Consider the following 24,104-nt stretch of genomic DNA (forward strand, 5'->3'; position numbering starts at 1 on the left):
TTACCCAATGCCTACTTCACCAAGCTCGGGCTGATCTCGTTCCTGAAGGAACATCGACGCCTACACTACGCTTCATGAACCGCCGTATACGGAACCGTACGTACGGTGGTGTGGGGGGAGGGCCTAAAATGCCCTCCTACCCGATCACTCCTCCGAAAAGCTATCCGGCTTTTCGGAAGGTGCTGTATCAAACGTCTAGATTGGCAACGCTCAGCGCGTTCTCCTGAATGAACTCGCGGCGGGGTTCCACCTCGTCGCCCATAAGGCGAGTGAAGAGTGAATCGGCGTCGGTTGCATCCGTCACTCTGACTTGCAGCAGAGAACGCACGTTCGGATCAAGCGTGGTTTCCCAAAGCTGCTCGGCGTTCATCTCGCCCAAGCCTTTGTAGCGTTGCAAGGTCAGACCCTTGCGGCCTGTAGCGAAGATCGCATCAAGCAGCGCCATCGGACCGGACAGGGTTTCAATCTTGTCCTTGCGGCGTAGCAAGGGCGGTTCGGAAAAGACTTCCGACAGGCGCGAAGCAACGCGGTCGATCTGGCGGGCATCCGCGGAACCGAGCAATGCCATGTCGAGGATGGCGGCGTCTTTTACGCCGCGCACCATGCGCTCGAAACGATAGCCACCGTCTTCCGTCACATGGGCTTCCCAGCCGCGCTCGGTTTCTTCCGAGATCATGTCGAGTCGCTTTGCAACAATATCGGCAGAACGCTGCGCGGTTGCATTGTCTTTTGAGGCATCCGGGTTGAGCAGCCCGGCAATAGCCGCCTGTTCCACCACGCGCCGGTCATAGCGTGTGTGAAGACCGGCCAGAAGCTGGCGCATGGTGCGCGCGTCTTCCACCACGGAGCGAAGATCGGGCCCGGCGCGAACTTCGCCACTTGCCATTTCCAGCGTGGCTTCCTCAAGGCCAGTTTCAATAAGGAAGTCCTCGAAAGCGGCTTCATTCTTGATGTATTGCGAGGACTTGCCACGCGACACCTTATAGAGCGGCGGCTGCGCGATATAGATATGGCCGCGCTCAATTAGTTCCGGCATCTGGCGGAAGAAGAAGGTCAACAGCAATGTGCGGATATGCGCGCCGTCGACGTCAGCATCGGTCATGATGATGATCTTGTGATAGCGCAGCTTGTCAGGGTTGAAACCGTGCGTTTCATCCTTGCCGATCGATGTGCCTAGGGCCGTGATCAATGTGCCGACCTGATCGGACGAGATCATGCGATCGAAGCGGACGCGTTCCACATTCAAAATCTTGCCGCGCAGCGGCAGGATAGCCTGGTTCTGGCGCGAACGTCCGCTCTTGGCGGAGCCACCTGCCGAGTCACCCTCGACAATGAAGATTTCGGACTTTGCCGGATCGCGCTCCTGACAGTCGGCAAGCTTGCCGGGCAGGGACGTCACGCTCAGATTGCTCTTGCGGGTGATGTCGCGGGCCTTGCGGGCAGCTTCACGGGCAGCGGCGGCTTGAATGACCTTTTCAACCACGACCTTGCCGCCAGCCGGATGTTCTTCAAGCCACGTCGAAAGCGCTTCGTTGACGAGACTTTCCACAACCGGGCGAACTTCCGAGGAAACCAGCTTATCCTTGGTTTGCGACGAGAACTTCGGGTCGGGAACCTTGACCGAAAGAACGGCGGTCAGGCCTTCGCGGCAATCATCGCCGGTCAGGGTTACCTTTTCCTTCTTGGTCATGCCTGACGCGTCAGCATAACCCGTAACCTGACGGGTCAGCGCACCGCGGAAACCGGCCAGGTGCGTGCCGCCATCACGCTGCGGGATGTTGTTGGTGAAGCACAGCACCTTCTCGTGGTAGGAATCGTTCCACCACATGGCGACTTCAACTGTCATGCCGTCCTTTTCACTGCGGATATAGATCGGCTCATCCAGAAGCGATTTCTTGCTCTGGTCGATGTATTTCACAAATTCAACAAGCCCGCCGTCATAGTGCAGTTCATGCTCAACCACATCCGCATGGCGACGGTCTGAAAGCTTGATGCGCACGCCGGAATTAAGGAAGGCGAGTTCGCGAAGGCGGCGTTCCAATGTGTCGAAATCGAATTCAACCATGGAGAAGGTTTCAGGCGAAGGGAGGAAGCTGACTTCCGTTCCGGTTTCGCTGCCCGCATCGCCCGTCACCACAAGTGGAGCATCGGCAACGCCGTGAGTGAAGCTCATCTCGTGGATCTTACCGGCGCGGCGAATCTTCAGTTTCAGCCAGATCGACAGAGCATTCACAACCGACACGCCGACGCCGTGCAGACCGCCCGAGACCTTGTAGGAATTCTGGTCGAACTTACCACCGGCGTGGAGCTGGGTCATGATGACCTCGGCTGCCGAAACGCCTTCTTCCTTATGGATATCGGTCGGGATGCCGCGACCGTTGTCGGTCACGGTGCAGGACCCATCCGGGTTTAGAGTGACGGTCACAAGCGTGGCATGTCCTGCCAGCGCTTCGTCGATTGCATTGTCCACGACCTCGTAGACCATATGATGTAGGCCAGAGCCATCATCCGTGTCACCGATATACATGCCGGGACGCTTGCGAACAGCATCCAGACCTTTCAGAACACGAATGGAATCCGCGCCATATTCGGCGGGGGCTTCGGAATTCATCTCGGGCATCTCGCTCATGAAAATCTTTCGAAAAAGGCGCTGCGAATGCAGCTTCAAAGATATGTCGAATCACGCGACAAACATGGCTTTAATATAGGTGCTAAAGGCTTTTTTTCCAAATTCTGGCCGTAAATTTGCCGGGGATTCCGCCATTCGGTCCTCACAAACACGGTCGCTGCGGCAAGTGACTTCTGGAACGGCCACAATTACCCCCTATATCCAGTTTGACGGGGGCGTTCTTGACCTGTTTTATGACGAAAGGAACGCTTGATGGAATTTGCGAACGTCATGAGCGAAAGACCGGCCCTATTCGTGCCTCCTGCCCCGCGACCGCGCGAAAAGCCGGTAGGCCGTTTCGAGATGATGCGTGTCGTCTATAAGAACCCCCTCGAGCTTTGGGGTGAGCCTTCTTATAACGAGCGGTGGATTTCCGTAAGCTGGTTCGGCATGAAAACCATCATTGCCAACGATCCGGGGCTGATCCGTCATGTGCTGGTCGACAATGCAGCCAATTATCCGATGTCCGCCATTCGCCAGCGTGTCCTGCGCCCCCTGTTGCGCGATGGTCTGCTGACGGCTGAAGGACAAGTTTGGAAGCGATCGCGAAAAGCCATGGCGCCAGTGTTCACGCCGCGCCATATCGGCGGCTTTGCCGAGGCCATGCGTGACCGGTCGCTTCGGTTCGCCGAGCGGTACAAGATCTCCGGGATGATCACCGATGTCGCCCATGACATGACGCTCCTGACCTACGATATTCTCGCCGAAACCTTGTTTTCGGGCGAGATCGCAGGCGACCCCAATGATTTCGCCCACCAGATCGACAGGCTGTTCGAAACCATGGGCCGAGTCGATCCCTTCGATCTCCTGGGGTTGCCCGACTGGCTGCCGCGCTTCACGCGCCTGCGCGGACAGCAATCGCTGGGCTTTTTCCGTGAGCTGGTCTCAAACACTATCGCGTTGCGGAAGATGCGCATGGAAAAGGGCGAAGATGTGCCGAGCGACTTCCTCACCTTACTGTTGCGGGCTGAAGGACCAGATGGACTGAGCCGCTCCGAGATTGAGGACAACATCATCACCTTCATTGGTGCTGGTCACGAGACGACCGCCCGCGCGCTTGGCTGGACGCTCTATCTGCTCGCCAAGGCTCCAGGCGAGCGCGAACGTATCGAAACGGAAATTGACGGTTTTTTCGAAAAAGGCGGACGTAATCAGCCGCCGCAGGAATGGTTGGCCTCGCTGCCTTTTACGCGCGCAGCCTTCGAAGAAGCAATGCGGCTATATCCGCCAGCGCCGTCGATCAACCGCGAGGCGGCGTCCGATGACCAGTACGACGATCTAACGATTCCCAAGGGCGCGACCGTGCTGGTCATGCCATGGGTTATTCATCGCCACAGGCTCTACTGGGACCAGCCGGACGCCTTCATGCCGGAACGTTTCTGGCCCGAAAACCGCGACAGGCTCGACCGCTTTCAGTATCTGCCCTTCGGTGCAGGCCCGCGCGTCTGCATCGGCGCGAGCTTTGCCTTGCAGGAGGCGGTGATTGCACTTGCCATCCTGCTCGACGGCCGTCGTTTCGACGTGCTCGAAACGACAAGGCCGTGGCCGGTGCAAAAGCTCACCACCCAGCCGCAAGGCGGCCTGCCGATGAAGGTAATGAGGCGCTGACTAGCTCTTGAGGCGTTCAGCGTGCCATTTCAAATGGTCATCCATGAAGGTCGAGATGAAAAAATAGGAGTGGTCATAGCCTTCACGCATATTGAGCGTGAGGGGAATGTCTGCCTTCTTGCATGCCTCTTCCAGAAGCCATGGACGCAAGCCTTCATCGAGAAAGCCATCTGCGTCGCCTTGGTCGACCAGAAATTCCGGGAACCGGTAACCGTCCTCGATCAAAAGCGTGGCGTCATAGGCGCGCCATGCCCGTTCTTCTGGTCCGAGATATTTTTCTAGCGCGGGTCTGGACCAGCCTGCTGTCGAAGGCTGGACGATGGGTGCGAAGGCCGAGGCTGACTTGAATCGATCTGGATTTTTGAGCGCAATGGTCAGGGCACCATGTCCGCCCATGGAATGGCCGGTGATTGCCTGTCGTGACATATCGAGCGGAAATTCGCGCGCTGCCAGCTCAGTAAGCTCCTGCGTGATGTAGCTGTACATTCGGTAGTTTTGGGCGAAAGGCTCTTGTGTTGCATCAACGTAAAAACCGGCACCTTTGCCGAATTGCCAGTTGTCCGGCTCATCTGGAATGTCATCTCCGCGAGGACTCGTATCAGGGCAAATAACGGCAATTCCCAAATTTGCTGCCATTTGCCGATATTCGCCTTTGTCCATCACATTTTGATGTGTGCAGGTGAGGCCTGACAGATACCATAATACGGGCACCGGACCTTTGTTGGACTGGGGTGGCAGGAATACAGCAAAGGTCATGTCACACTGGTTCGTCTCGCTTTTGTGGCGATAGACACCTTGCGTGCCATCAAAGCACTTTGCCATTGATATGGTTTCCATGGAAAAATTCCCAGTTTTGTTCAGCTTCCGAGCGCCACCGCAACATTGACGGAAGCGGCGACCAGCACGGTATTGAAGAAGAAGGAGACGATGCTGTGCAGCAGCGTAATCTTGCGCATGGCAGGCGTCGTCACACTCGCGTCGGAGGTTTGCGCGGTCATGCCGATGACATAGGCAAAATAGGCAAAATCCCAACCGGAAGGTTCAGGAGTGCCGGGAAACTCAAAGCCACCGCGATGGCGGCTGGTATGGCTGCTGTCGGCGCCTGCGGGTTCTTCGGGTTGCCAGTAGACATGCGCATAGTGCAGCGCGGTCATCATATGAATGGTGAACCAACCAAGCGGCACCGATGCCAGCGTCATCACCAGTGACAAGGCATCGGCCTGTGGTTGTCGGTTGATGATGATGAACAGTGACGCCACCGCCACCAGAACAGTCGCGAAAGTCACAAGGAAGATAATCCAAACCGGCTCGTCGGCACTGGCAGCATGCTTCTTCAAATGCGCAGCCTTGAGCTTAGGCAGAGCAAAAAGTGTCAGCACGAGATAGAGGACAAAGAAGCAATTTGCCCCGATGACGGAGGCAAGGTCCCTGTCAACAAACCAAGCGGTGATGAAACCGATCGCGCCGCCGATCGCTGCCAGATAGAAAGACATGTTGCGGTGCAGCAGAAACATCAGGCAATTGTTTCCCTTGGTTCCAGCCGCATATCGATATGCGGAATACCATCTTCGAGATACTCGTCAGAAATCGCCACGAAGCCGAACGAGCCATAGAATTTCTCTAAATGGCTCTGTCCGCCAAGTTCGATCGCAATGCCCGGAAAGCGGGCATGAGCAAAGTCGATCGCCTCTTTCATCAGGCGCTGGCCAAGTTTGTAGCCACGATAATCCGATGCCACGACCACGCGTCCGATCTTTACGGGCTTCCCGCCCTGTTCGGGCGGTAAAACTCGCAGACTGGCCGCGAGTTCCGCGCCATCGAGAATGCGCAGGTGAAATGCGTCCAGGTCTTTGCCGTCGATTTCCGGGTAAGGGCATTTCTGCTCAACGACAAAGACATCCACGCGCAGCTTCAGCATCGAATAAAGCGCGCGCGGGGCCAGATTGTCGATTTGGTCCCATTGGGAAACGAAACGCTTTTCAGTCATCAGTAGACAATCACCGAACGTATCGACTTGCCTTCATGCATGAGGTCGAAGGCAGTGTTGATTTCCTCAAGCGGCATGGTGTGGGTGATAAGATCGTCGATGTTGATCTTGCCTTCCATGTACCAGTCAACGATCTTCGGCACGTCCGTGCGGCCGCGCGCGCCGCCGAAGGCTGTTCCTTTCCAGACACGTCCCGTGACAAGCTGGAATGGGCGCGTGGCGATTTCCTTGCCTGCTTCCGCCACGCCGATGATGATCGATTCACCCCAGCCGCGATGGCAGCATTCCAGCGCCTGGCGCATGACATCGGTGTTGCCGGTGGCATCGAACGAATAGTCCGCGCCGCCGTCGGTCAGGTCCTGAATGGCCTGTACCACTTTGTCATTTCCAACCTCGCGTGGATTGATGAAGTCAGTCATGCCGAACTTCTTCGCCATCTCGACCTTGGCCGGGTTGATATCCACGCCGATGATCTTGTCGGCGCCGACCATACGCGCACCCTGAATGACATTGAGGCCGATGCCGCCGAGCCCGAACACAACAACATTGGAACCTGGACGAACCTTTGCCGTGTAGATCACTGCACCGATGCCGGTCGTTACACCGCAGCCGATATAGCAGATCTTGTCGAAAGGCGCATCTTCACGCACCTTGGCGACGGCGATTTCAGGCAGAACGGTAAAGTTCGAGAAAGTCGAGCAGCCCATATAGTGGAACACTTCGCCACCATCGCAGGAGAAGCGCGTGGTCTTGTCCGGCATGAGACCCTGGCCCTGTGTGGCGCGGATCGAAGTGCAGAGGTTCGAGCGTTGGGACAAGCAGGTTTTGCACTGGCGGCATTCCGGCGTGTAGAGCGGAATGACATGGTCGCCGGGCTTGACCGAGGTCACGCCTGCGCCCACTTCGCGCACGATGCCCGCGCCTTCATGGCCGAGGATTGCCGGGAACTTGCCCTCGGAATCGAGACCCGAAAGGGTGTAGGCATCGGTATGACAAACGCCGGTCGCCATGATTTCGACCAGCACTTCGCCAGCTCGTGGACCGCCAATCTCGACTGTTTCGATGGTGAGCGGCTTTTTCGCCTCCCACGCAACGGCTGCGCGTGACTTCATGACGATGTCTCTCCCTTTCAGTTTATCTTAGAGCAACTCACTCATTTGAGGTAGGTGCGTAGAATTCGCATGATTTCGTCGATTTCCGCATCGGACTCAGCTTTGGCTTCCTGCCCGAATGTCTCGCGGAAATGACTTTCCAGTACTTCCGCCATCAATCCGTTCGCCGCACCGCGTAGTGCCGCGATCTGCTGCAACAATGCCGCGCACTCCGTGCCAGCTTCCACCGCACGTTCCAAGGCTTCCGCCTGCCCACGAATGCGGCGCAGGCGCGTCAAGGCACGCTTTTTGTCTTCCGGTGAATGCGGCATGGGAACTCCCTATTTCGGCGAAACCTATATACCCCTAGGGAGTATGTCAATTGTCGTGCGCCAGCCGAAGATGCAGAAGCGGATAGGGGCGTCCCTGGTCGTCGGTTTCGGATCGTCCGGTTTCGACAAATCCCATATGCCGGTAAAAGCCGACGCCCTGCAGGTTCTGTTCATTCACGTCGACTGTCAGTGGACTGCCGAGTGTCCTTGCATGCGCTATCATCTGCTTGCCGACGCCTTTGCCGCGCTGGTCGGGTGCAACGAACAGGCTATCGATATGACGCTCGCTCATTCCCATGAAGCCGAGTGGTTTGCCAGCGCCTTCAATAAGCCAGACTTCGACGTTCGGCAGATATTGCTCGGCCACCAGCTTTTCGATTTCCAGAAAATCATCTCGGCTTAGGAAATCATGTGTGGCGAGAACGCTGGCGCGCCAGATTTCGGTCAAAGCGGGCGCATCGGCCTTGTTGGATTTTCGAATATGGATCATGTGCGTTTCCTGTGTGATAAGCACGAAAGCGAAAGCCTTATCTGACGGACATTATTTTGACGAGCCTGCCCGATCTTCCTGTGACACAGATTCTGCCTCAGTTGGATGAGGCTTTGGCACGCCATGCGAGTGCGGTTCTTGTTGCGCCGCCTGGTGCAGGCAAGACGACACTGGTGCCTGTTCACATGCTGAACGCCACGTGGCGCAAGGACGGCATGATCGTGCTGCTTGAGCCGCGTCGTCTGGCAGCACGCGCTGCCGCCCGCCGTATGGCACAGCTTCTGGGCGAGGAACCCGGAGATACGGTTGGCTATCGTATGCGTCTTGAGAGCAAGGTGACCGGTAAAACCAAAATCCTCGTCGTCACCGAGGGTGTCTTTGCGCGCATGATCCTCGACGATCCTGACCTGAAGGGCGTCGCCGCCGTTTTGTTCGATGAGTTCCACGAACGCAGCCTCGATGCGGATTTCGGATTGGCGCTGGCGCTGGATGTGCAGGCAGCATTTCGCGATGACCTGAAAATCCTCGTGATGTCGGCAACGCTTGATGGCGCTCGTGTGGCGTCGCTTCTTGGCGATGCACCTGTGATCGAGAGCGAGGGGCGCGCTTTTCCCGTTGATATCCGTTATCGCGACCGCAAGGCGGATGAACGAATCGAAGACGTGATGGTGCGGGCGATCCGTGATGCGCTGGTGGATGAAACAGACAGTATTCTGGCTTTTCTGCCGGGACAGGGCGAAATCGAGCGCACGGCAGGTCTTCTGGAAAAATTTCTGCCTGCCAATATCATTCTGGCTCCGCTTTTTGGCGCAATGGAAGGCCGCGATCAGGATGCCGCAATCAAACCTGCACCGGCAGGCTACCGCAAGGTCGTTCTGGCGACATCGATTGCCGAAACCTCCATTACGATTGATGGCGTACGCGTGGTGATCGATAGCGGGCTTGCACGTCAGCCGAAATATGAACCGGCCACCGGGCTGACCCGTCTTGAAACCGTGCGCACTTCCCGCGCAAGCGCCGATCAGCGTGCAGGTCGTGCCGGACGAACCGAGCCCGGTGTCGCGATCCGTCTCTGGCATCAGGGGCAGACGGCGTCGCTTCCTGCTTTCTCGCCACCGGAAATTCTGGAGGCCGACCTGTCCGGACTTGTGCTCGATGCGGCTGCGTGGGGTGTGACTGATCCGGCAACGCTCAGTTTTCTCGATGTTCCGCCCAAGCCTGCGCTGAAGGAAGCAAAAGCCCTTCTGCTACGGCTTGGCGCACTGGATGAAGCGGGACGATTGACGCCCGACGGCGAAGCCATGCGCTCTTTAGCTCTGCCAGCACGTCTGGCGCATATGGTGGCAGAAGCGGGTAGACGCGGTGAGGCGCAAAAGGCAGCTGAACTCGCTGTTCTGCTGACCGAACGTGGCCTTGGCGGCAATGAAACCGACCTTGATACCCGCATGTCGCGGTTCCGCAATGACCGATCGGATCGTGCACAGCGTGCAAAAGGGCTGGCACGGCGGCTTGCAGCAAATGTCCCGAACAAGGGCGAAGCGGCTGGCTCAAGCGTAGGTCGTATGCTCATTGATGCTTATCCTGATCGCATAGCCAGGGCGCGCGGGCAGACAGGACAATTTCTGCTCGCCAATGGTCGCGGCGGCGAAGTCGATCCCGCCATAAGCCTTAGTCGGGCGGCTTGGCTGGTGGTTGCAGATATGTCGGGCAAAGCAGGGCGAGCGCGTGTTCTTTCCGCTGCCGAAGTTTCAGAAGCCGAAATCCGCACCGCCCTTGGCGACCGTATCGAAAGCGGCAGACAGGTTGTCTATGATCTGGAAAAGAACGCCTTGCGGGCTCGTGAGGCTGTGCGCATTGGCACAATAGTCCTTTCTGAAAAGCCGCTCACCGCTCCTTCGGGAACGGTCGCCGACGAAGGTGTGATTGCCGCTGTGCGCGAACATGGCCTCAATATCCTGCCTTGGGGCAAGGAGGCCGATATTCTGCGCCGCCGCCTTGGTTGGCTGCATCGCGGCCTCGGCGATCCGTGGCCTGCAATGGATGATGACCATCTCGTCGAAAAACTGGGCGACTGGCTGCTGCCTTTCCTGACGGGCGAAGCGCAACTTGACCGCATTCCGGCACACGTATTGAAGAACGGCCTGATGAGTCTCGTCCCCTTTGATCTCCAGCGCAGTGTCGACCAGCTCGCGCCGACGCATTTCGAAGTGCCGACCGGATCGAATATTCCAATCCGCTATGATTCCGAGGAGCCGGTGATAGCAGTCCGTGTGCAAGAACTGTTTGGTCTTGGTGTGCATCCGGCCATTGCCAACGGCAAGGTGCCGCTCTTGCTGGAGCTTCTTTCCCCAGCGCATCGCCCGATTCAGATCACCCGCGATCTCCCGGGCTTCTGGAAGGGGTCGTGGGTCGACGTGCGTTCCGACATGCGCGGGCGTTATCCGAAACATGTCTGGCCGGAAGATCCGGCCAATGCCGTTCCCACACGCCGCGCCAAACCACGCGGAACCTGAGATGGTCGGTTCTGGCAGCCTGCGACCGGATAACGCAGTTTCGCTTGCTTTGTGGTCCGGGCTTGCCTCATAAGAGGTCCTGATGAGGGACCACATGCACGCAGAATTCGAGAATCGGGCTTCCAATCTTTCACGCCGGCCGCGCCTGACCACATTGATACGGGTGCGCTGGCTGGCCATTGCAGGGCAGACGGCCGCAGTCATGTTTGTGGCACTTTATCTGCAATTTCCTTTTGCCGTGGGCATTTGCTTTGCACTGATTGCCTGTTCCGCCTGGCTCAATCTTTATCTGGCCTTTCACTTCCCGACCAACCACCGCCTGAACCCGATGGCTGCAAGCCTTGTCCTGGCGTTTGATGTACTGCAACTGGCCGGGCTTCTCTACCTCACAGGCGGGCTGCAAAATCCCTTCATTGTTTTGATGATCGTGCCGGTTATCATCTCGGCCACCTCGCTTTCTGCGCGTCATACGCTGGTGCTCGCCCTGCTGGTGGTTGCCTGTACTTCGGTGCTGACTATCAGGCACGAGCCGTTACCTTGGTATCCGGGGGAAACCCTCAACCTGCCGTTCCTGTTTGTGATAGGCATCTGGTGCGCCATTATTTCGGCGCTCGGTTTTACCGGCGTTTACGCATACCGTATCGCCGAGGAAGCGCGCCAATTAGGCGATGCACTGAGCGCTGCCGAGCTTATTCTCCAGCGCGAACAACATCTGTCGGCGCTGGATGGACTGGCGGCCGCAGCAGCACATGAACTGGGTACGCCTTTGGCAACGATTGCGCTGGTGGTAAAGGAAATGCAGCGCGCCCGCACCACTGATCCGGGCCTTGCCGAAGACATCGCCTTACTGCATTCCCAGACCCAGCGTTGCCGGGAAATTCTCCAGCGGCTGACCAGCCTTTCCTCGGAAGGCGAGGAGCATATGTCGCGCCTACCGCTCTCTTCGCTCATAGAAGAGGTGATAGCGCCGCACCGCAATTTTGGTATCGCTATAGATGTGCAAAAAAAGGAAGGTCCGAAGCCGGAACCTGTCACTCGACGCAATCCGGGCCTGCTGTACGGCCTTGGTAACCTAGTGGAGAACGCAGTCGATTTTGCGCGCGGTACAGTCCATGTGATCTGGGGCTGGACTGACGTCAATGTTAGCGTAACCATTCAGGATGACGGCGAAGGGTTCAAGCCGGAAGTTCTCGACCGTATCGGTGAGCCTTATATGACGAGCCGTGACAGTACACGGAATGGCGGCGGCCTCGGGCTTGGGCTGTTTATCGCCAAAACCCTGCTGGAACGCTCGGGTGCGCAAATCACATTTCGCAACCGCAACAATCCAGGGCAGGGTGCAGAGGTAAAAGTCGTTTGGCCGCGGTCCGCATTTATATCCGGCTGAGGAAGGATGCCGCATGACTATCCCGCTTGAAATTCAGAGGGCGACGGAGGAGTTCGACAAGTTTCTCCACATGGCTCGGGACGAGGCGGGGCTCGCCACACGCAATCAGGCATATACGATGGTGGAGGCTGTGCTGCTGACCTTCCGTCGCCGATTGGACGTAGATCAAGCGATTCGTTTCGCCGCGATATTGCCGCCAGTTCTTCGCGCGATTTTTGTAGCCAACTGGGATATTCACGAAGCGAAACGGCCATTCCAGAACCGACAGGTTTTGACTCGCGAAGTGCAGTCTTTACGCAAGGATCATAATTTTGCACCGGATTCAGCCATTCACGACGTTGCAAAGGCGCTGCGCGCGCATATCGCTCAAATGGAGCTGGATGATTTTCTGACTGGGCTTTCCGACGAGGCACGGGAATATTGGTCCATCTGAAGCAGACGTGAGGGCAAACCCACGATTTCCTATCAATTCCTTTTGGTTGCAACTCAAAATACTCTGAAAATACAATAGTTTGCATTGTTCCAGCGCAAGAGTGAATGCTGAAATTGCTTCAATAATTCAATGGCTATTTGACTTTTTGACGCAGGGATATCAATAAGGAAAGAAAAATACAGGCAGGAAGCACCCGATGGACGACTTGAAGCAGGAAGACACCGAAGCCATAGGCAACGATCCGACCCTCCTTCTGGTTGATGACGACAAGCCCTTCTTGCAGCGCCTTGCCCGCGCGATGGAGAGCCGGGGGTTTCAGGTGACGACTGCGGAATCGGTTGAAGAAGGTATCGCCGCTGCCAAGGCCGCTGCACCGGCATATGCGGTCGTGGACATGCGGCTCGGCGACGGCAACGGCCTTGATATTATTGAGGCTATTCGTTCCCGCCGTGCCGACACGCGCGCCATTGTCCTCACCGGATACGGTAATATCGCAACTGCTGTGAACGCTGTTAAGCTTGGCGCTATCGATTATCTGTCGAAGCCTGCTGATGCGGACGAAGTTTTCGCAGCGTTGACTCGCCGCCCAGGCGAGAAGGTTGCACCGCCGGAGAATCCGATGTCTGCCGACAGGGTTCGCTGGGAACATATCCAACGCGTCTACGAAATGTGTGAGCGCAACGTATCGGAGACCGCACGTCGTCTCAACATGCATCGCCGTACATTGCAGCGCATACTGGCGAAGCGCGCTCCGCGTTAAGGCGATTTGTCAGATCAGTCTATGTCGGCTTCGGGCACATCGAAACCGGCAAGTTCGGCGATTGTCAGTCGGGCTGCGCCTGCCCGTGCAAAGCGCAACATAAGCGCTTTTCGTGTTGCACCAGACAACTTGTGTTCCGGCGCATCTCGCAGAATCTCCGCTCCATATCCATCAGAGAGAATGAAGCCGCATTCTTGAGGAAATATATCGCGCGGTACCGCCGGATGGGTAGCGAAGAACAGCCGGTCGCAATAAGAGCGGTATTCGGGCCATTTGTGGTCGGCCTTCCAGTCCTCAATCGATGATTTTATCTCCACAATCCAGATATCACCCTTGCGGCTGACCGCGATCAAGTCGGCGCGCCTGCCTGATGCCAGCGGCAATTCGGGCAATGTGGCAAGCCCCATTTCCAGAAAAAGACGCTGCACACCACGCCGCACCAGCATAGCATTCTCGGACTGTCGACCATCGGAGAGAGGGTGGGTCTGGTTGGGAATCACGATTGGCATGGGTGTAGTTTGTGCACGGATTCAGATCGACACAATCGAAAACCAGGGCACCTGGCACGAAAGCTGTGGCAGCAGGGCGAAACATGGCCACAAAATGTCTTATTTAAGGAATTTTCAATTTACGGTTAACGCCTGGTTAACAATACTACCGCATCTTCGACAAGAATGAGCGATTCGCTTCACTCTCCGGCCTATTGTGGTCCTATTGACGGAATGAACCAATCTGGGGGAATGCATGAATTCTCGCGTCCTAAAGTTGACGACGGCTCTTTTTCTGGCAGGTGCATTGGCAGGCTGCTCGACCGTAGGCGGCACCTTTTACACCGCCTCTTATTCTTCGGTTACTGACGCTGGTTATGTCGTCCCGGCCATACCAAGCGAAAAGATACCGGCTCAATATCGCCGCCAGATCGTCAAATACTCGACGGATCAAAAGCCCGGCACCATCGTTGTCGATACACGGGAAAAGTTCCTTTATCTCGTCATGCCGGAAGGCAAAGCTATGCGATATGGCATTGGTGTCGGTCGCGAAGGATTTGAATGGTCCGGCACGGCGCGTGTCGCAATGAAACGGGAATGGCCGACCTGGACACCGCCTTCCGCTATGATCAAGCGCCAGCCGGAACTGGCAAAATACCGCAATGGTATGGACCCCGGCCTGCGCAATCCGCTCGGTGCGCGCGCGCTCTATCTCTATAACAAGAGTGGCGACACCGGCTATCGTCTGCATGGTACACCGGAATGGTGGTCCATCGGCAAGGCAATGTCTTCCGGTTGCATCCGCCTTATGAACCAGGACATTATGGATCTTTATGATCGCACCGAACAGGGCGCCAAGGTCATCGTGAAGCAATAAGACGTGATGACAACAGCTATGAAAAAGGCCGCTTCAAGCGGCCTTTTCCTTAATCTCAACCAGATCAGATCTGTTCGACCTGCTGCACTTCCGGCACAAAATGACGCAGAAGGTTCTGAATGCCATGCTTCAGCGTTGCCGTCGATGACGGGCAGCCGGAGCAAGCGCCTTTCATGTTCAGGAATACGGTGCCGTTTTCGAAACCACGGAATGTGATATCACCGCCATCCTGCGCAACTGCCGGGCGCACGCGGGTTTCAATTAGTTCCTTAATCATCTCCACCGTTTCAGCATCGGCTTCATCGAAGAATTCTTCTTCGCCATGTGCGGCAGCGGCGTCAACATTGCTGTTGCCAGCCATGGCAGGGGCACCCGACATGAAATGTTCCATGATCGTGCCAAGAATAGCTGGCTTCAAATGTTGCCACTCGCCATCGTCTTTGGTGACGGTGATGAAATCGTAGCCGAAGAAAACACCCGTCACGCCCGGAACCGAAAAGAGCTTGGCGGCAAGCTGCGACGTATCGCCAGCGGTGGACGGGTCGCGGAAATCGGCGGTACCTTCCGGCATAACGACCTTGCCGGGAAGAAACTTCAGGGTCGCCGGGTTGGGCGTGGTTTCAGTCTGGATGAACATGCCAGTTGTCCCGCTTTCAGATTTTGGAACGATTTTCGTAAGCGCAGATACTAATGGATGCAAGTGCCGTCTCAATGCTGCGCGTATCAGTTGTCATCAATATAGGATGATTAGGTCACCGCATCAATGTCATCGTCGTTCATGCCTGCCGGAATGACTGTAACGGGGATTGGGAACTGGGAGCGACTGGCAAGTGATTGTACGAGAGGACCAGGGCCTTCCTTGCCGGCACCGGCAGCCAGCACCAGAATGGCGATGTCCTGATCTTCCTCGATAAGGCTAATCAGTTCAGCAGCAGTTTCGCCTTCGCGGATGCTAATTTCCGGTTCTATTCCCTGGTCGGCACGCACGGTTGCGGCGAATTTTTCCAGCGCCGCGCGAGCACGATCCTGGGCTTCGGAGCGCATGATTTCGCCAACGCCCAGAATTTGCTGGAAATCGGAGTCATCAATCACGAAAAGCAGGATGAGAGAGCCGCCCGTATTATTTGCTCGGCGCGCGGCATAGGCAACGGCACGCCCGCATTCGGGTGTTTCGTCTATGACGGCAAGAAACTTTCGGCGGTGTCCGGCTTCCCGGCTAAGTCGTTTTGATACCATGGCCGCAATTTGCCATCGGGATTGACTGTCTGCAAGCTGACATTTGGTAGGTGTTTGAAGATCGGACGACGATTTTCATACGAAGAGGGGCAGGCAGCAAAACGCCGCCCTCTTTGATAATTGAAAGTTTAGTTCTGCAGCCAGCCAACAATGTCGCGAACATGACGCATAGTCTGTTCCGCAATCACGCCCGCCCGTTCGCCGCCGTCGCGCAGGACACTGTCGATATGGGAAGGATCGGCAACCAGACGGCGCATCTCATGAGTGATCGGCGAAAGCTTTGCCACGGCGAGATCGGCGAGCGATGCCTTGAATTCGGAGAACTGGCGTCCGCCGAATTCCTTCAGCACGTCTTCCTTCGACTGAGAGGAAAGCGCTGCATAGATGCCAACCAGATTATCCGCTTCCGGACGACCGGTGAGACCGTCGAGCTCGGTAGGCAGACCGTCAGAGTCGGTCTTGGCCTTGCGGATTTTCTTGGTGATGGTCTCTTCGTCATCGATCAGATTGATACGCGACAGATCGGATGGATCGGATTTCGACATTTTCTTGGTGCCGTCGCGCAGCGACATGATGCGCATGGCAGGGCCGGAAATCATGGGTTCCGTCATCGGGAAGAAGCCGGAAACCTGCTCGTCACCAACCTGCATATCCACGCCCACACCGAGCGAAGCGATGCGATCCGAATAGTCGTTGTTGAATTTCTGCGCGATGTCGCGGGTTAATTCCAGATGCTGTTTCTGGTCCTCACCCACCGGCACTGCGGTTGCACGGTAAAGCAGGATGTCCGCGGCCATCAGGCTTGGATAGGCGAAAAGTCCGAGCGAAGCATTTTCCCGGTCCTTGCCTGCCTTGTCCTTGAACTGTGTCATGCGGCTCATCCAGCCGATGCGCGCGATACAGTTGAACACCCATGCCAGCTCTGCGTGCTGCATGACGCGGCTCTGGTTGAAGACGATGCTCCTCTTCGGGTCGATGCCTGCGGCAAGGAAAGCTGCGGTGACTTCGCGTGTCGATTGCATCAGCTCAGCCGGGTCGGGCGAAATGGTCAGCGCGTGCATATCCACGACGCAATAGATGCATTCCTGCGTCTCCTGGACCTCGACCCACCGCTTGATTGCCCCCAGATAATTGCCGAGGTGAAGGTTTCCGGTCGGTTGGACGCCGGAGAAAACAAGCGGTTTGAACGTGCTCATGGCTTTATCCTGAATGAGCATTTCCAGCGAAAGTGGATACCGGTTTCGCGTTCGGAAATGCGTGACGAAAATTGCCCCGCCGGTGGAGAGCGGGGATTTTGAATGCTGGTCTTTTCGCAGAGACGCAGTCGCCTTTCAAGCTTGAATTACTGCTCGCTTTCAGGAGCTTTCTTTGCTGCGCCGCGCTTGATGTTGCGGCGGATCATTCCTGTATTGGCACCGCCAAGACCGAAAGCCAAACCGAAATAAACCACCATTGCGGCAACGACGATTGCGGTGACGGTTCCCGCCCGCACAACAAGCGGCGCGGCGGAGGAAAGTTCATAGGCAAAGTAGCCGATGGCATAATGGATGCCGAAAGCCATGATCGCGGCGGCGACGAGGAGGCGCGGAATGCGGGTTAGCAGTGGAATATCCTGTCCCCAATGGCCGCGCTTCACCAGTGTTGCAAACAGCAGGATGGTATTGACCCAGCCCGCGATGATTTCCGCCGTGGCTATGCCGGTCGGGCCGAAATGCGGGAAAAGCGTGATCGCAAGCGAAACGTTCACCGCCACCGAAATGGCGGCGAAAATCATCGGCGTGCGTGTATCCTCGCGGGCGAAGAAACCGGGGATGAACGCTTTGATCAAGACGAAAGCGGGCAGACCCAGGCCATATATGGCCAGAATGTTGGAGACGACGAGCGTGGAATCCGGGCTGAACTTGCCGCGTTCGAACAGGAGCCGGACTATGGGTTCAGACATGACGAGCAGTGCAGCAGCGGCTGGCAGCGTCAGAAACAATGTGAACTCGACCGAGCGGTTCTGGAGGTTCGACGCTTCCTTCATATGACCGCCGCGCAGCGCACGTGACAGTTCGGGCAGAAGCACGGTGGCGACTGCGATCCCGACCACACCGAGCGGAAGCTGATAGATGCGGTCCGCATAGACGAGCGATGACACAGCGCCTTCCATGCCCGATGCGATATTGGTGTTGATGAGCAGATTGATCTGCGTGATGCCGCCGGTGATGGCGGCAGGTAGTGCCAGCACCAGGAGTCTTTTGACATTCGATGTCAGGCGGGGACGGCGAAAGCCGATCTTGATGCCTGCATTGCGCACGGCGATCCAAACGATAGCAAGTTGGACAAGACCAGCAGCCATCACCCCCCAAGAAAGGCTATAGCCGACTGAAAGCGCATCATAGCCACGCCACCAGGCAACAGCCAGAACGCCGATCAGAATGATGTTGAGGAAGACCGGCGCAATAGCTGCCGCGAAGTAGCGGTGCAGCGAATTGAGCATCCCGCCCATCATCGCCGCCAGCGACATACAGGCGAGATAGGGGAACATGATGACGGCGAGACGTACGGTATTATCGAATTTCACCGGATCGTCGGTGAAGCCCGGTGCGATGACAGTTCGCACGATGAAGGGCATGGAAAGTTCCATCGCGATCGTCAGGAAGAGAAGCACGGTGAAGAGAACGCCGAACACTTCTTCGGAAAAACGGCGCGCGCCGTCGATGCCGTTATTCTCGATTTCCTTGGCGAAAAGCGGAACGAAGGCCGAATTGAATGCGCCTTCGGCAAACAGTCGCCGAAAGGTGTTCGGGAAACGGAAGGCAGCATTAAAGGCGTCGGCTACCGGGCCGGTGCCCAGCGCCGCCGCCATGAACATCTCGCGGGTGAAGCCGAAAATGCGGCTCATCAGCGTACCGGACGCAACCGTGGCGAACTTTTTGACCAAACTCATTTACTAAAAAACCTATGCTGCGGCCTGCGACGAGCGACCGTTTGTCTTGCTGCCATTTTCCCCGCTGAGAACACCAAGCAGCTTGCGCCTGATATTGCCCTGACGGGTGGCGTTTGAAATCTTATGGCCCACAAGGTCAGTCACATAAAAACTGTCGATCACCTTCTCGCCGAAGGTGGTGATATGAGCTGATGCAATATCCAGCGAAAGGTCGGAAATAAGTCCGGTCAGTTCTGAAAGCAAACCGGGCCGGTCCAGACCTTCCACTTCGACGACGGTAAATTTGTTGGAGAGTGTGTTGTTGATCTCGACGCGCGGTTCCACTTTGAAGGCTTTGGCGGCCTTCTTTGGCTTGGTACGCTTGGCCAGCACATCGGGTAGATGGGCCTTGCCGGACAAAACATCCTCAATGACCTTGCCGACACGTTCGGCGCGGCGACGTTCGTCGTCGTCAGTGTCGAACTCGCGGCTGATGAGAATGGTATCAAGTGCACGCCCGTCGCCAGTAGTGAAAATCTGCGCGTCGACAATGTTGGCGCCTGCCGCCGCGCAGGCACCAGTGATGATCGATAAAAGGCGCGGATGGTCAGGCGCAAGCACCGTGATTTCCGTAACCGCCTCGAAAGTATGCGGTTTCGCCATGGTGGCCAGCGCTCGCTCATTCCGGTCGGCGTCGCGAATAAAATGGGCATGCCTGACCTGATCTTCCAGACTGACTGTCAGGAAATAGTTGGTGTAATGGAGCGCGAGATAGGCGTCGCGCTTATCCTGCGGCCAGTCGGAAAGGCGTTCCGCCAGTGCCTCGCGCGCCTGATGGTCGCGATCGGCGCGGGACAATTCTGAAAACCCACCGGTCAGAACCAGTTCGGTTTCGTAGAAGAGCGTGCGCAGAAGCTGGCCCTTCCAGCCATTCCATACGCCGGGACCAACCGCCTTGATGTCGCAGACGGTCAGGATCAGAAGGAGCTTCAACCGCTCCATGGTCTGCACCGTGTCCGCGAAGTCGACGATGGTCTTGCGATCATTGAGATCACGCGACTGTGCCACCATGCTCATTGTCAGGTGTTCACGCACAAGCCACTCGACTGTCTCCGTTTCGGTAGGGGTAAGACCCAGCCGTGGCCCCAGCCTGCGGGCAATGCGCGCACCGGCTACGGAGTGATCCTCCGGGCGCCCCTTGGCGATGTCGTGCAAAAGCAGCGCCACATAAAGCAGGCTGCGGTCGCGTTTCACTGTCGTGATAAGGTGGTTTGAAAGCGGGTGCTCGCTTTCCAGTTCGCCATGCTCTATTTCCGACAGAACGGCGATGCAGCGCAAGAGATGCTCGTCCACCGTATAGTGGTGATACATGTTGAACTGCATCATGGCGACGATCTTGCCGAAGTCCGGAATGAATTTTCCGAGCACACCGGATTCGTTCATGCGGCGCAGAATGAGTTCGGGGTTGCGTGGCGAAGTCAGGATTTCGAGGAAAAGCTTGTTGGCTTCGGGATTTTCACGCAGATCGGAATTGATGAGTTTCAGCGAGCGGGTGAGGCTCTGCATCGCTTCGGGGTGAAATTCCAGCCCGTGCTTGTCAGCCAGATGGAAGAGGCGAATGATATTAATCGGATCCTCTTTGAAAACCTCCGGTCGTGCGATGTTGATACGGTGATTTTCCGAAACAAAATCGCCATCGGCAGAAAGCTTGCGCTTGCGTCGCGAGAACGTAAGGAAGATGCGATTGAAGCCCGGAACATGTTTTGCCTGCTGTTCCTCAAGCGCCGCGCTGATGATGCGGGTAAGGTCGCCCACATCCTTTGCAACGAGGAAGTAATGCTTCATGAACCGTTCGACATAGTTCTGGCCGGGATGCGCCGTATAACCAAGGCGTTGTGCGATTTCCGGCTGGATGTCGAAGGAAAGGCGTTCTTCTGCCTTCAACGTCGCGAAGTGCATATGGCAACGCACCGCCCAGAGAAAATCTTCTGCCTTGTTGAACAGCTTCAGCTCGCCGCGTGACAGAACACCGAGCTTGACCAGCTCTTCCTTTGTTTTGACGCGGTAAAAATATTTGGTGATCCAGAACAGCGTATGCAGGTCACGCTGGCCGCCCTTGCCTTCCTTGACATTGGGCTCCACCAGATAGCGGGTTTCGCCTGCCTTGCGGTGACGCTGGTCGCGCTCGGCGAGCTTGGCCTGAATGAATTCCGGGCCGGTATCCTTGACGATTTCCTCGTCGAAGCGGGTGACAAGCGTTTTGAATAGCTCGCGATTGCCAGTGAGAAACCGCGCATCGAGAATTGCCGTGCGGATCGTCATGTCTTCGCGCGAAAGCCGGATACACTCTTCGATATTGCGTGTAGAATGCCCGACTTTCAGGCCCATATCCCACAGCATGTAGAGCATATATTCTACGACTTGCTCGCCCCAGGGGGTCTGCTTGTAAGGCAGGAGAAACAGAAGATCGATGTCCGATCCTGGCGCCAGTCCGCCGCGCCCATAACCGCCTACGGCGACGATGGCCATGTTCTCGGCCTTCGACGGATTGATCATCGGATAGGCTTTCGTGGTGGCGAACTCGAACAGCGCCTCGATCAGCGTGTCCATAAGAAAGGACAGGCGTTTGGCGCAAAGCGTGCCGCCGCCATCCTTCATCAGCATACTTTCCGCATTGGCGCGCCCGCGTATCAAAGCGTCCTTCAAAGCCTGAAGCACCACTTTTCGCACGGTCGGACTGGTGTAGTTTTCGTCCGTGGAATCCGCCAGTTCGTGAAGCTTGCGGCTTAGCGTCTCGGGATTGACGATCTCTTCCAGCTTAAGGTCGTGTGCGCTCATGCGGCATGTAGATCCGGTTTGCGGAGAAAAGGATATGGACGATGGCTATCCTATAGCCGCTTTTATGGATGATGAATATCCAAAAGCAAAGGCCGGGGAAAACCCGGCCTTTGTATTACTCTTCTCTGACTTTTCAGTTCGTTGCATTATAGGCGGTAATTGCCGCCATGTTGACGATGTCGGAATCCTTGGCGCCGATGGTGACGATCTGGGCTGGTTTGTCGAGGCCGACGAGCAACGGGCCGATGATCGTTGCGCCACCCAGCTCCTGCAGCATGTCGGCGGCAATCGAGGCCGAGTGATTGTCGGGCGTGACGATCACATTGGCCGGGCCCGAGAGGCGGATGAACGGATATTGCTCCATCAACTTCGGGTTCAGTGCCACATCGGCGCTCATCTCGCCGTCAAACTCGAAATCGACATGGCGTGTGGAAAGGATGCGAACGGCCTCCTGAATGCGTGCTGACCGCTCGCCGCCCATATGGCCGAAAGTCGAGAAGGCGGTCAGTGCGACACGCGGCACATAACCCATGCGGCGTGCCATGCCCGCAGCCTCAACCGCGATATCCGCCAGTTCGGCTGCGGATGGCATTTCATGAACGGCGGTATCGGCGATGAACACCGTGCGTCCGCGGCAAAGCGCGATGGAAACACCAACCATGCGATGGCCCGGCTTGGAATCGATCACACGACGCACGTCGTCCAGACCCGTGGCGTAATTGCGGGTCACGCCTGTGACCATGCCGTCGGCATCGCCAAGCGCTACCATGCAGGCCGCGAAATGATTGCGGTCATTGTTAATGAGGCGATGGCAATCGCGCGTCAGATAGCCCTTGCGCTGGAGTTTCTCGTAGAGATAGTCGGCATAGGCGGCATTACGGCTCGACAGGCGTGCATTGATGATTTCGATGCCGGGACGGTCGAGGTCGAGACCGGCAGCCTTCGCCGTATCCTTTACCCGTTCCTCGCGGCCAACCAGAATTGCGGTGCCGAGCCCCTGATTGACGTAGGAAACGGCAGCGCGCATTACCTGTTCTTCTTCGCCTTCGGCAAAGACGATACGCTTCGGCTGGCGGCGGACACGCTCATAGATGCCGCGCAGGGTCGAGGCAATCGGATCGCGACGGGCTGACAGTTCGCGCTTGTAGCCTTCGATGTCGGCGATGGCGCGTCCGGCAACGCCCGTTTCCATTGCTGCCTTGGCCACGGCAGCAGAGACCGATGCCAGAAGGCGTGGATCGAAAGGCACTGGAATGATGTAGTTCTGGCCAAAACGCGGACGGCTGCCCTGATAGGCGGCGACCACATCGTCTGGCACGTCTTCGCGGGCAAGCTCGGCCAGGGCGTTGACAGCTGCGATTTTCATCACATCGTTAATCGTGGTCGCGCGAACATCGAGTGCACCGCGGAAGATGTAGGGGAAACCAAGTACATTATTGACCTGGTTCGGATAATCCGAGCGACCGGTTGCAACAATAGCATCATCGCGGATGCGCGCCACTTCTTCAGGCGTTACTTCGGGATCGGGATTGGCCATGGCGAAGATGATGGGGTTCGGTGCCATGGAACGAACCATCTCTTCCGTGAAGGCACCTTTGGCCGAAAGGCCGAACACAACATCCGCGCCGTTCATGGCATCTGCGAGGGACCGTTTGTCGGTCTTCACTGCGTGGGCGGACTTCCACTGGTTCATGCCTTCTTCGCGGCCCTGATAGACGACGCCCTTGGTGTCGCAGAGGATGACGTTATCCGAGGCAAAACCCATAGCCTTGATGAGTTCGATGCAGGCAATGCCCGCTGAGCCTGCGCCATTGCAGACGAGCTTGGTGGTCTTCATGTCACGGCCGGTCAGATGCAATGCATTGATAAGGCCGGCAGCGGCAATGATCGCCGTTCCATGCTGATCGTCATGGAAGACCGGAATGTCCATCAGTTCGCGGAGACGCTGCTCGATGATAAAGCAGTCGGGTGCTTTGATATCTTCCAGATTGATACCGCCAAACGATGGTCCGAGATAGCGTACCGCATTGATGAAAGCGTCAATGTCAGTCGTATCGATCTCAAGATCGATGGAGTCGACATCTGCAAAGCGCTTGAACAGCACCGCCTTGCCTTCCATCACCGGCTTGGAGGCGAGCGCGCCCAGATTGCCGAGTCCCAGAATGGCGGTGCCGTTCGAGATGACCGCGACCAGATTACCCTTGGCAGTATAGTCATAGGCGCGGGCAGCGTCTTCGGCGATGGCCTTCACCGGAACGGCGACGCCCGGCGAATAGGCGAGCGACAGATCGCGCTGGGTGGTCATAGGCTTGGTGGGGTTGATCTCCAGCTTGCCGGGACGACCCTGCGCGTGAAAGTCTAGCGCTTCCTTCTCACTGGCTGTGGGTGCGCGTTCTGATGTGTTGCCCTTCGGCGTCGAGGCTGGCATGTTCCCTCCGGTTTCATCTGCGGGAGAACCTCGATAGCGCCAGTCACGCATCGTGTA

20 protein-coding genes are annotated in these 24,104 nt (G+C 56.8%); 6 read left to right on the forward strand and 14 right to left on the reverse strand.

The window, feature by feature from the left end; translation table 11 throughout:
* Nucleotides 1-187: 187 nt before the first annotated feature.
* Nucleotides 188-2,629, reverse strand: a complete 2,442-nt coding sequence (gyrB, locus tag FJQ48_RS00005; RefSeq protein WP_139973176.1) for a DNA topoisomerase (ATP-hydrolyzing) subunit B — start codon at nt 2,627-2,629, stop codon at nt 188-190.
* Nucleotides 2,630-2,881: 252 nt separating this feature from the next.
* Between gyrB and FJQ48_RS00010 the strand changes: the two genes are divergently transcribed.
* A complete protein-coding gene (locus FJQ48_RS00010) occupies nt 2,882-4,276 on the forward strand; it encodes a cytochrome P450 (RefSeq protein ID WP_139973177.1) in 1,395 nt (464 codons plus the stop codon).
* On the opposite strand, the gene fghA is transcribed toward FJQ48_RS00010, so the two are convergent.
* Genes fghA through FJQ48_RS00040 form a run of 6 tightly spaced genes read right to left on the reverse strand, consistent with a single transcriptional unit; the run spans nt 4,277 to nt 8,176 of the window.
* Nucleotides 4,277-5,113 carry an S-formylglutathione hydrolase gene (fghA, locus tag FJQ48_RS00015; RefSeq protein WP_139973178.1) on the reverse strand — a complete coding sequence of 279 codons (837 nt, stop codon included), beginning with the start codon at nt 5,111-5,113 and terminating at the stop codon, nt 4,277-4,279.
* Nucleotides 5,114-5,133: 20 nt separating this feature from the next.
* Complete coding sequence (locus FJQ48_RS00020) at nt 5,134-5,790, reverse strand: DUF1345 domain-containing protein (protein WP_139973179.1); 657 nt, start codon at nt 5,788-5,790, stop codon at nt 5,134-5,136.
* On the reverse strand, nt 5,790-6,263 hold the full coding sequence (locus tag FJQ48_RS00025) for a GNAT family N-acetyltransferase (RefSeq protein ID WP_139973180.1): 474 nt from the start codon (nt 6,261-6,263) through the stop codon (nt 5,790-5,792). Before FJQ48_RS00025 ends, FJQ48_RS00020 begins: the two co-directional genes overlap by 1 nt.
* On the reverse strand, nt 6,263-7,375 hold the full coding sequence (locus tag FJQ48_RS00030) for an S-(hydroxymethyl)glutathione dehydrogenase/class III alcohol dehydrogenase (protein WP_139973181.1): 1,113 nt from the start codon (nt 7,373-7,375) through the stop codon (nt 6,263-6,265). The genes FJQ48_RS00025 and FJQ48_RS00030 overlap by 1 nt, the downstream gene beginning before the upstream one ends.
* A 41-nt stretch (nt 7,376-7,416) precedes the next feature.
* Nucleotides 7,417-7,686, reverse strand: coding sequence for a metal/formaldehyde-sensitive transcriptional repressor (locus FJQ48_RS00035; protein ID WP_139973182.1), 270 nt, complete (start codon nt 7,684-7,686; stop codon nt 7,417-7,419).
* A 46-nt stretch (nt 7,687-7,732) separates the two neighbouring features.
* Nucleotides 7,733-8,176: an acetyltransferase gene (locus tag FJQ48_RS00040; protein ID WP_139973183.1), complete on the reverse strand. Its 444-nt coding sequence runs from the start codon at nt 8,174-8,176 to the stop codon at nt 7,733-7,735.
* 56 nt (nt 8,177-8,232) lie between these two features.
* Between FJQ48_RS00040 and hrpB the strand changes: the two genes are divergently transcribed.
* The 4 genes from hrpB to regA all read left to right on the forward strand — a co-directional run bounded on the left by hrpB (nt 8,233) and on the right by regA (nt 13,269).
* Entirely contained in the window at nt 8,233-10,689 is a 2,457-nt protein-coding gene (gene hrpB, locus FJQ48_RS00045) for an ATP-dependent helicase HrpB (RefSeq protein ID WP_139973184.1), read from the forward strand.
* 94 nt (nt 10,690-10,783) lie between these two features.
* The gene (locus FJQ48_RS00050; protein ID WP_139973185.1) at nt 10,784-12,076 is read left to right on the forward strand and encodes an ActS/PrrB/RegB family redox-sensitive histidine kinase; all 1,293 of its coding nucleotides are present in this window, start codon (nt 10,784-10,786) and stop codon (nt 12,074-12,076) included.
* A 13-nt stretch (nt 12,077-12,089) separates the two neighbouring features.
* Nucleotides 12,090-12,509: a DUF2267 domain-containing protein gene (locus FJQ48_RS00055; RefSeq protein ID WP_139973186.1), complete on the forward strand. Its 420-nt coding sequence runs from the start codon at nt 12,090-12,092 to the stop codon at nt 12,507-12,509.
* A gap of 196 nt (nt 12,510-12,705) precedes the next feature.
* Nucleotides 12,706-13,269: a global response regulator transcription factor RegA gene (regA, locus tag FJQ48_RS00065; protein ID WP_006465866.1), complete on the forward strand. Its 564-nt coding sequence runs from the start codon at nt 12,706-12,708 to the stop codon at nt 13,267-13,269.
* A gap of 14 nt (nt 13,270-13,283) precedes the next feature.
* Here the strand turns inward: regA and FJQ48_RS00070 are convergent, their stop codons facing one another.
* Nucleotides 13,284-13,778 (reverse strand): MmcB family DNA repair protein, encoded by a 495-nt coding sequence (locus FJQ48_RS00070; RefSeq protein WP_139973187.1) that lies wholly within the window; start codon nt 13,776-13,778, stop codon nt 13,284-13,286.
* Between the two features lie 235 nt (nt 13,779-14,013).
* Between FJQ48_RS00070 and FJQ48_RS00075 the strand changes: the two genes are divergently transcribed.
* The gene (locus FJQ48_RS00075) at nt 14,014-14,634 is read left to right on the forward strand and encodes a L,D-transpeptidase (RefSeq protein ID WP_139973188.1); all 621 of its coding nucleotides are present in this window, start codon (nt 14,014-14,016) and stop codon (nt 14,632-14,634) included.
* A gap of 64 nt (nt 14,635-14,698) precedes the next feature.
* Here the strand turns inward: FJQ48_RS00075 and FJQ48_RS00080 are convergent, their stop codons facing one another.
* The 6 genes from FJQ48_RS00080 to FJQ48_RS00105 form a co-directional block, all read right to left on the reverse strand.
* Complete coding sequence (locus FJQ48_RS00080; RefSeq protein ID WP_139973189.1) at nt 14,699-15,271, reverse strand: NifU family protein; 573 nt, start codon at nt 15,269-15,271, stop codon at nt 14,699-14,701.
* Between the two features lie 110 nt (nt 15,272-15,381).
* Nucleotides 15,382-15,870 (reverse strand): universal stress protein, encoded by a 489-nt coding sequence (locus tag FJQ48_RS00085; protein ID WP_139973190.1) that lies wholly within the window; start codon nt 15,868-15,870, stop codon nt 15,382-15,384.
* A 128-nt stretch (nt 15,871-15,998) separates the two neighbouring features.
* Nucleotides 15,999-17,066 (reverse strand): tryptophan--tRNA ligase, encoded by a 1,068-nt coding sequence (trpS, locus tag FJQ48_RS00090; RefSeq protein ID WP_139973191.1) that lies wholly within the window; start codon nt 17,064-17,066, stop codon nt 15,999-16,001.
* Nucleotides 17,067-17,212: 146 nt separating this feature from the next.
* Complete coding sequence (gene murJ, locus FJQ48_RS00095) at nt 17,213-18,802, reverse strand: murein biosynthesis integral membrane protein MurJ (protein WP_139973192.1); 1,590 nt, start codon at nt 18,800-18,802, stop codon at nt 17,213-17,215.
* Nucleotides 18,803-18,814: 12 nt separating this feature from the next.
* Entirely contained in the window at nt 18,815-21,619 is a 2,805-nt protein-coding gene (locus tag FJQ48_RS00100; RefSeq protein WP_139973193.1) for a [protein-PII] uridylyltransferase, read from the reverse strand.
* A 133-nt stretch (nt 21,620-21,752) separates the two neighbouring features.
* Entirely contained in the window at nt 21,753-24,047 is a 2,295-nt protein-coding gene (locus tag FJQ48_RS00105) for an NADP-dependent malic enzyme (RefSeq protein ID WP_139973194.1), read from the reverse strand.
* Nucleotides 24,048-24,104 lie beyond the last annotated feature (57 nt).

Source organism: Ochrobactrum sp. CGA5 (genome assembly GCF_006345815.1).
Classification (GTDB): domain Bacteria; phylum Pseudomonadota; class Alphaproteobacteria; order Rhizobiales; family Rhizobiaceae; genus Brucella.

Coding starts and splice junctions, on each gene's coding strand:
- FJQ48_RS00030 (WP_139973181.1), bottom strand. CDS start 7,375: ATGAAGTCACGCGCAGCCGTTGCGTGGGAGGCGAAAAAGCCGCTCACC.
- FJQ48_RS00025 (WP_139973180.1), bottom strand. CDS start 6,263: ATGACTGAAAAGCGTTTCGTTTCCCAATGGGACCAAATCGACAATCTG.
- FJQ48_RS00070 (WP_139973187.1), bottom strand. CDS start 13,778: ATGCCAATCGTGATTCCCAACCAGACCCACCCTCTCTCCGATGGTCGA.
- fghA (WP_139973178.1), bottom strand. CDS start 5,113: ATGGAAACCATATCAATGGCAAAGTGCTTTGATGGCACGCAAGGTGTC.
- FJQ48_RS00080 (WP_139973189.1), bottom strand. CDS start 15,271: ATGTTCATCCAGACTGAAACCACGCCCAACCCGGCGACCCTGAAGTTT.
- FJQ48_RS00100 (WP_139973193.1), bottom strand. CDS start 21,619: ATGAGCGCACACGACCTTAAGCTGGAAGAGATCGTCAATCCCGAGACG.
- FJQ48_RS00040 (WP_139973183.1), bottom strand. CDS start 8,176: ATGATCCATATTCGAAAATCCAACAAGGCCGATGCGCCCGCTTTGACC.
- FJQ48_RS00050 (WP_139973185.1), top strand. CDS start 10,784: ATGCACGCAGAATTCGAGAATCGGGCTTCCAATCTTTCACGCCGGCCG.
- FJQ48_RS00075 (WP_139973188.1), top strand. CDS start 14,014: ATGAATTCTCGCGTCCTAAAGTTGACGACGGCTCTTTTTCTGGCAGGT.
- gyrB (WP_139973176.1), bottom strand. CDS start 2,629: ATGAGCGAGATGCCCGAGATGAATTCCGAAGCCCCCGCCGAATATGGC.
- FJQ48_RS00055 (WP_139973186.1), top strand. CDS start 12,090: ATGACTATCCCGCTTGAAATTCAGAGGGCGACGGAGGAGTTCGACAAG.
- regA (WP_006465866.1), top strand. CDS start 12,706: ATGGACGACTTGAAGCAGGAAGACACCGAAGCCATAGGCAACGATCCG.
- FJQ48_RS00105 (WP_139973194.1), bottom strand. CDS start 24,047: ATGCCAGCCTCGACGCCGAAGGGCAACACATCAGAACGCGCACCCACA.
- FJQ48_RS00035 (WP_139973182.1), bottom strand. CDS start 7,686: ATGCCGCATTCACCGGAAGACAAAAAGCGTGCCTTGACGCGCCTGCGC.
- FJQ48_RS00085 (WP_139973190.1), bottom strand. CDS start 15,870: ATGGTATCAAAACGACTTAGCCGGGAAGCCGGACACCGCCGAAAGTTT.
- FJQ48_RS00020 (WP_139973179.1), bottom strand. CDS start 5,790: ATGTTTCTGCTGCACCGCAACATGTCTTTCTATCTGGCAGCGATCGGC.
- FJQ48_RS00010 (WP_139973177.1), top strand. CDS start 2,882: ATGGAATTTGCGAACGTCATGAGCGAAAGACCGGCCCTATTCGTGCCT.
- murJ (WP_139973192.1), bottom strand. CDS start 18,802: ATGAGTTTGGTCAAAAAGTTCGCCACGGTTGCGTCCGGTACGCTGATG.
- trpS (WP_139973191.1), bottom strand. CDS start 17,066: ATGAGCACGTTCAAACCGCTTGTTTTCTCCGGCGTCCAACCGACCGGA.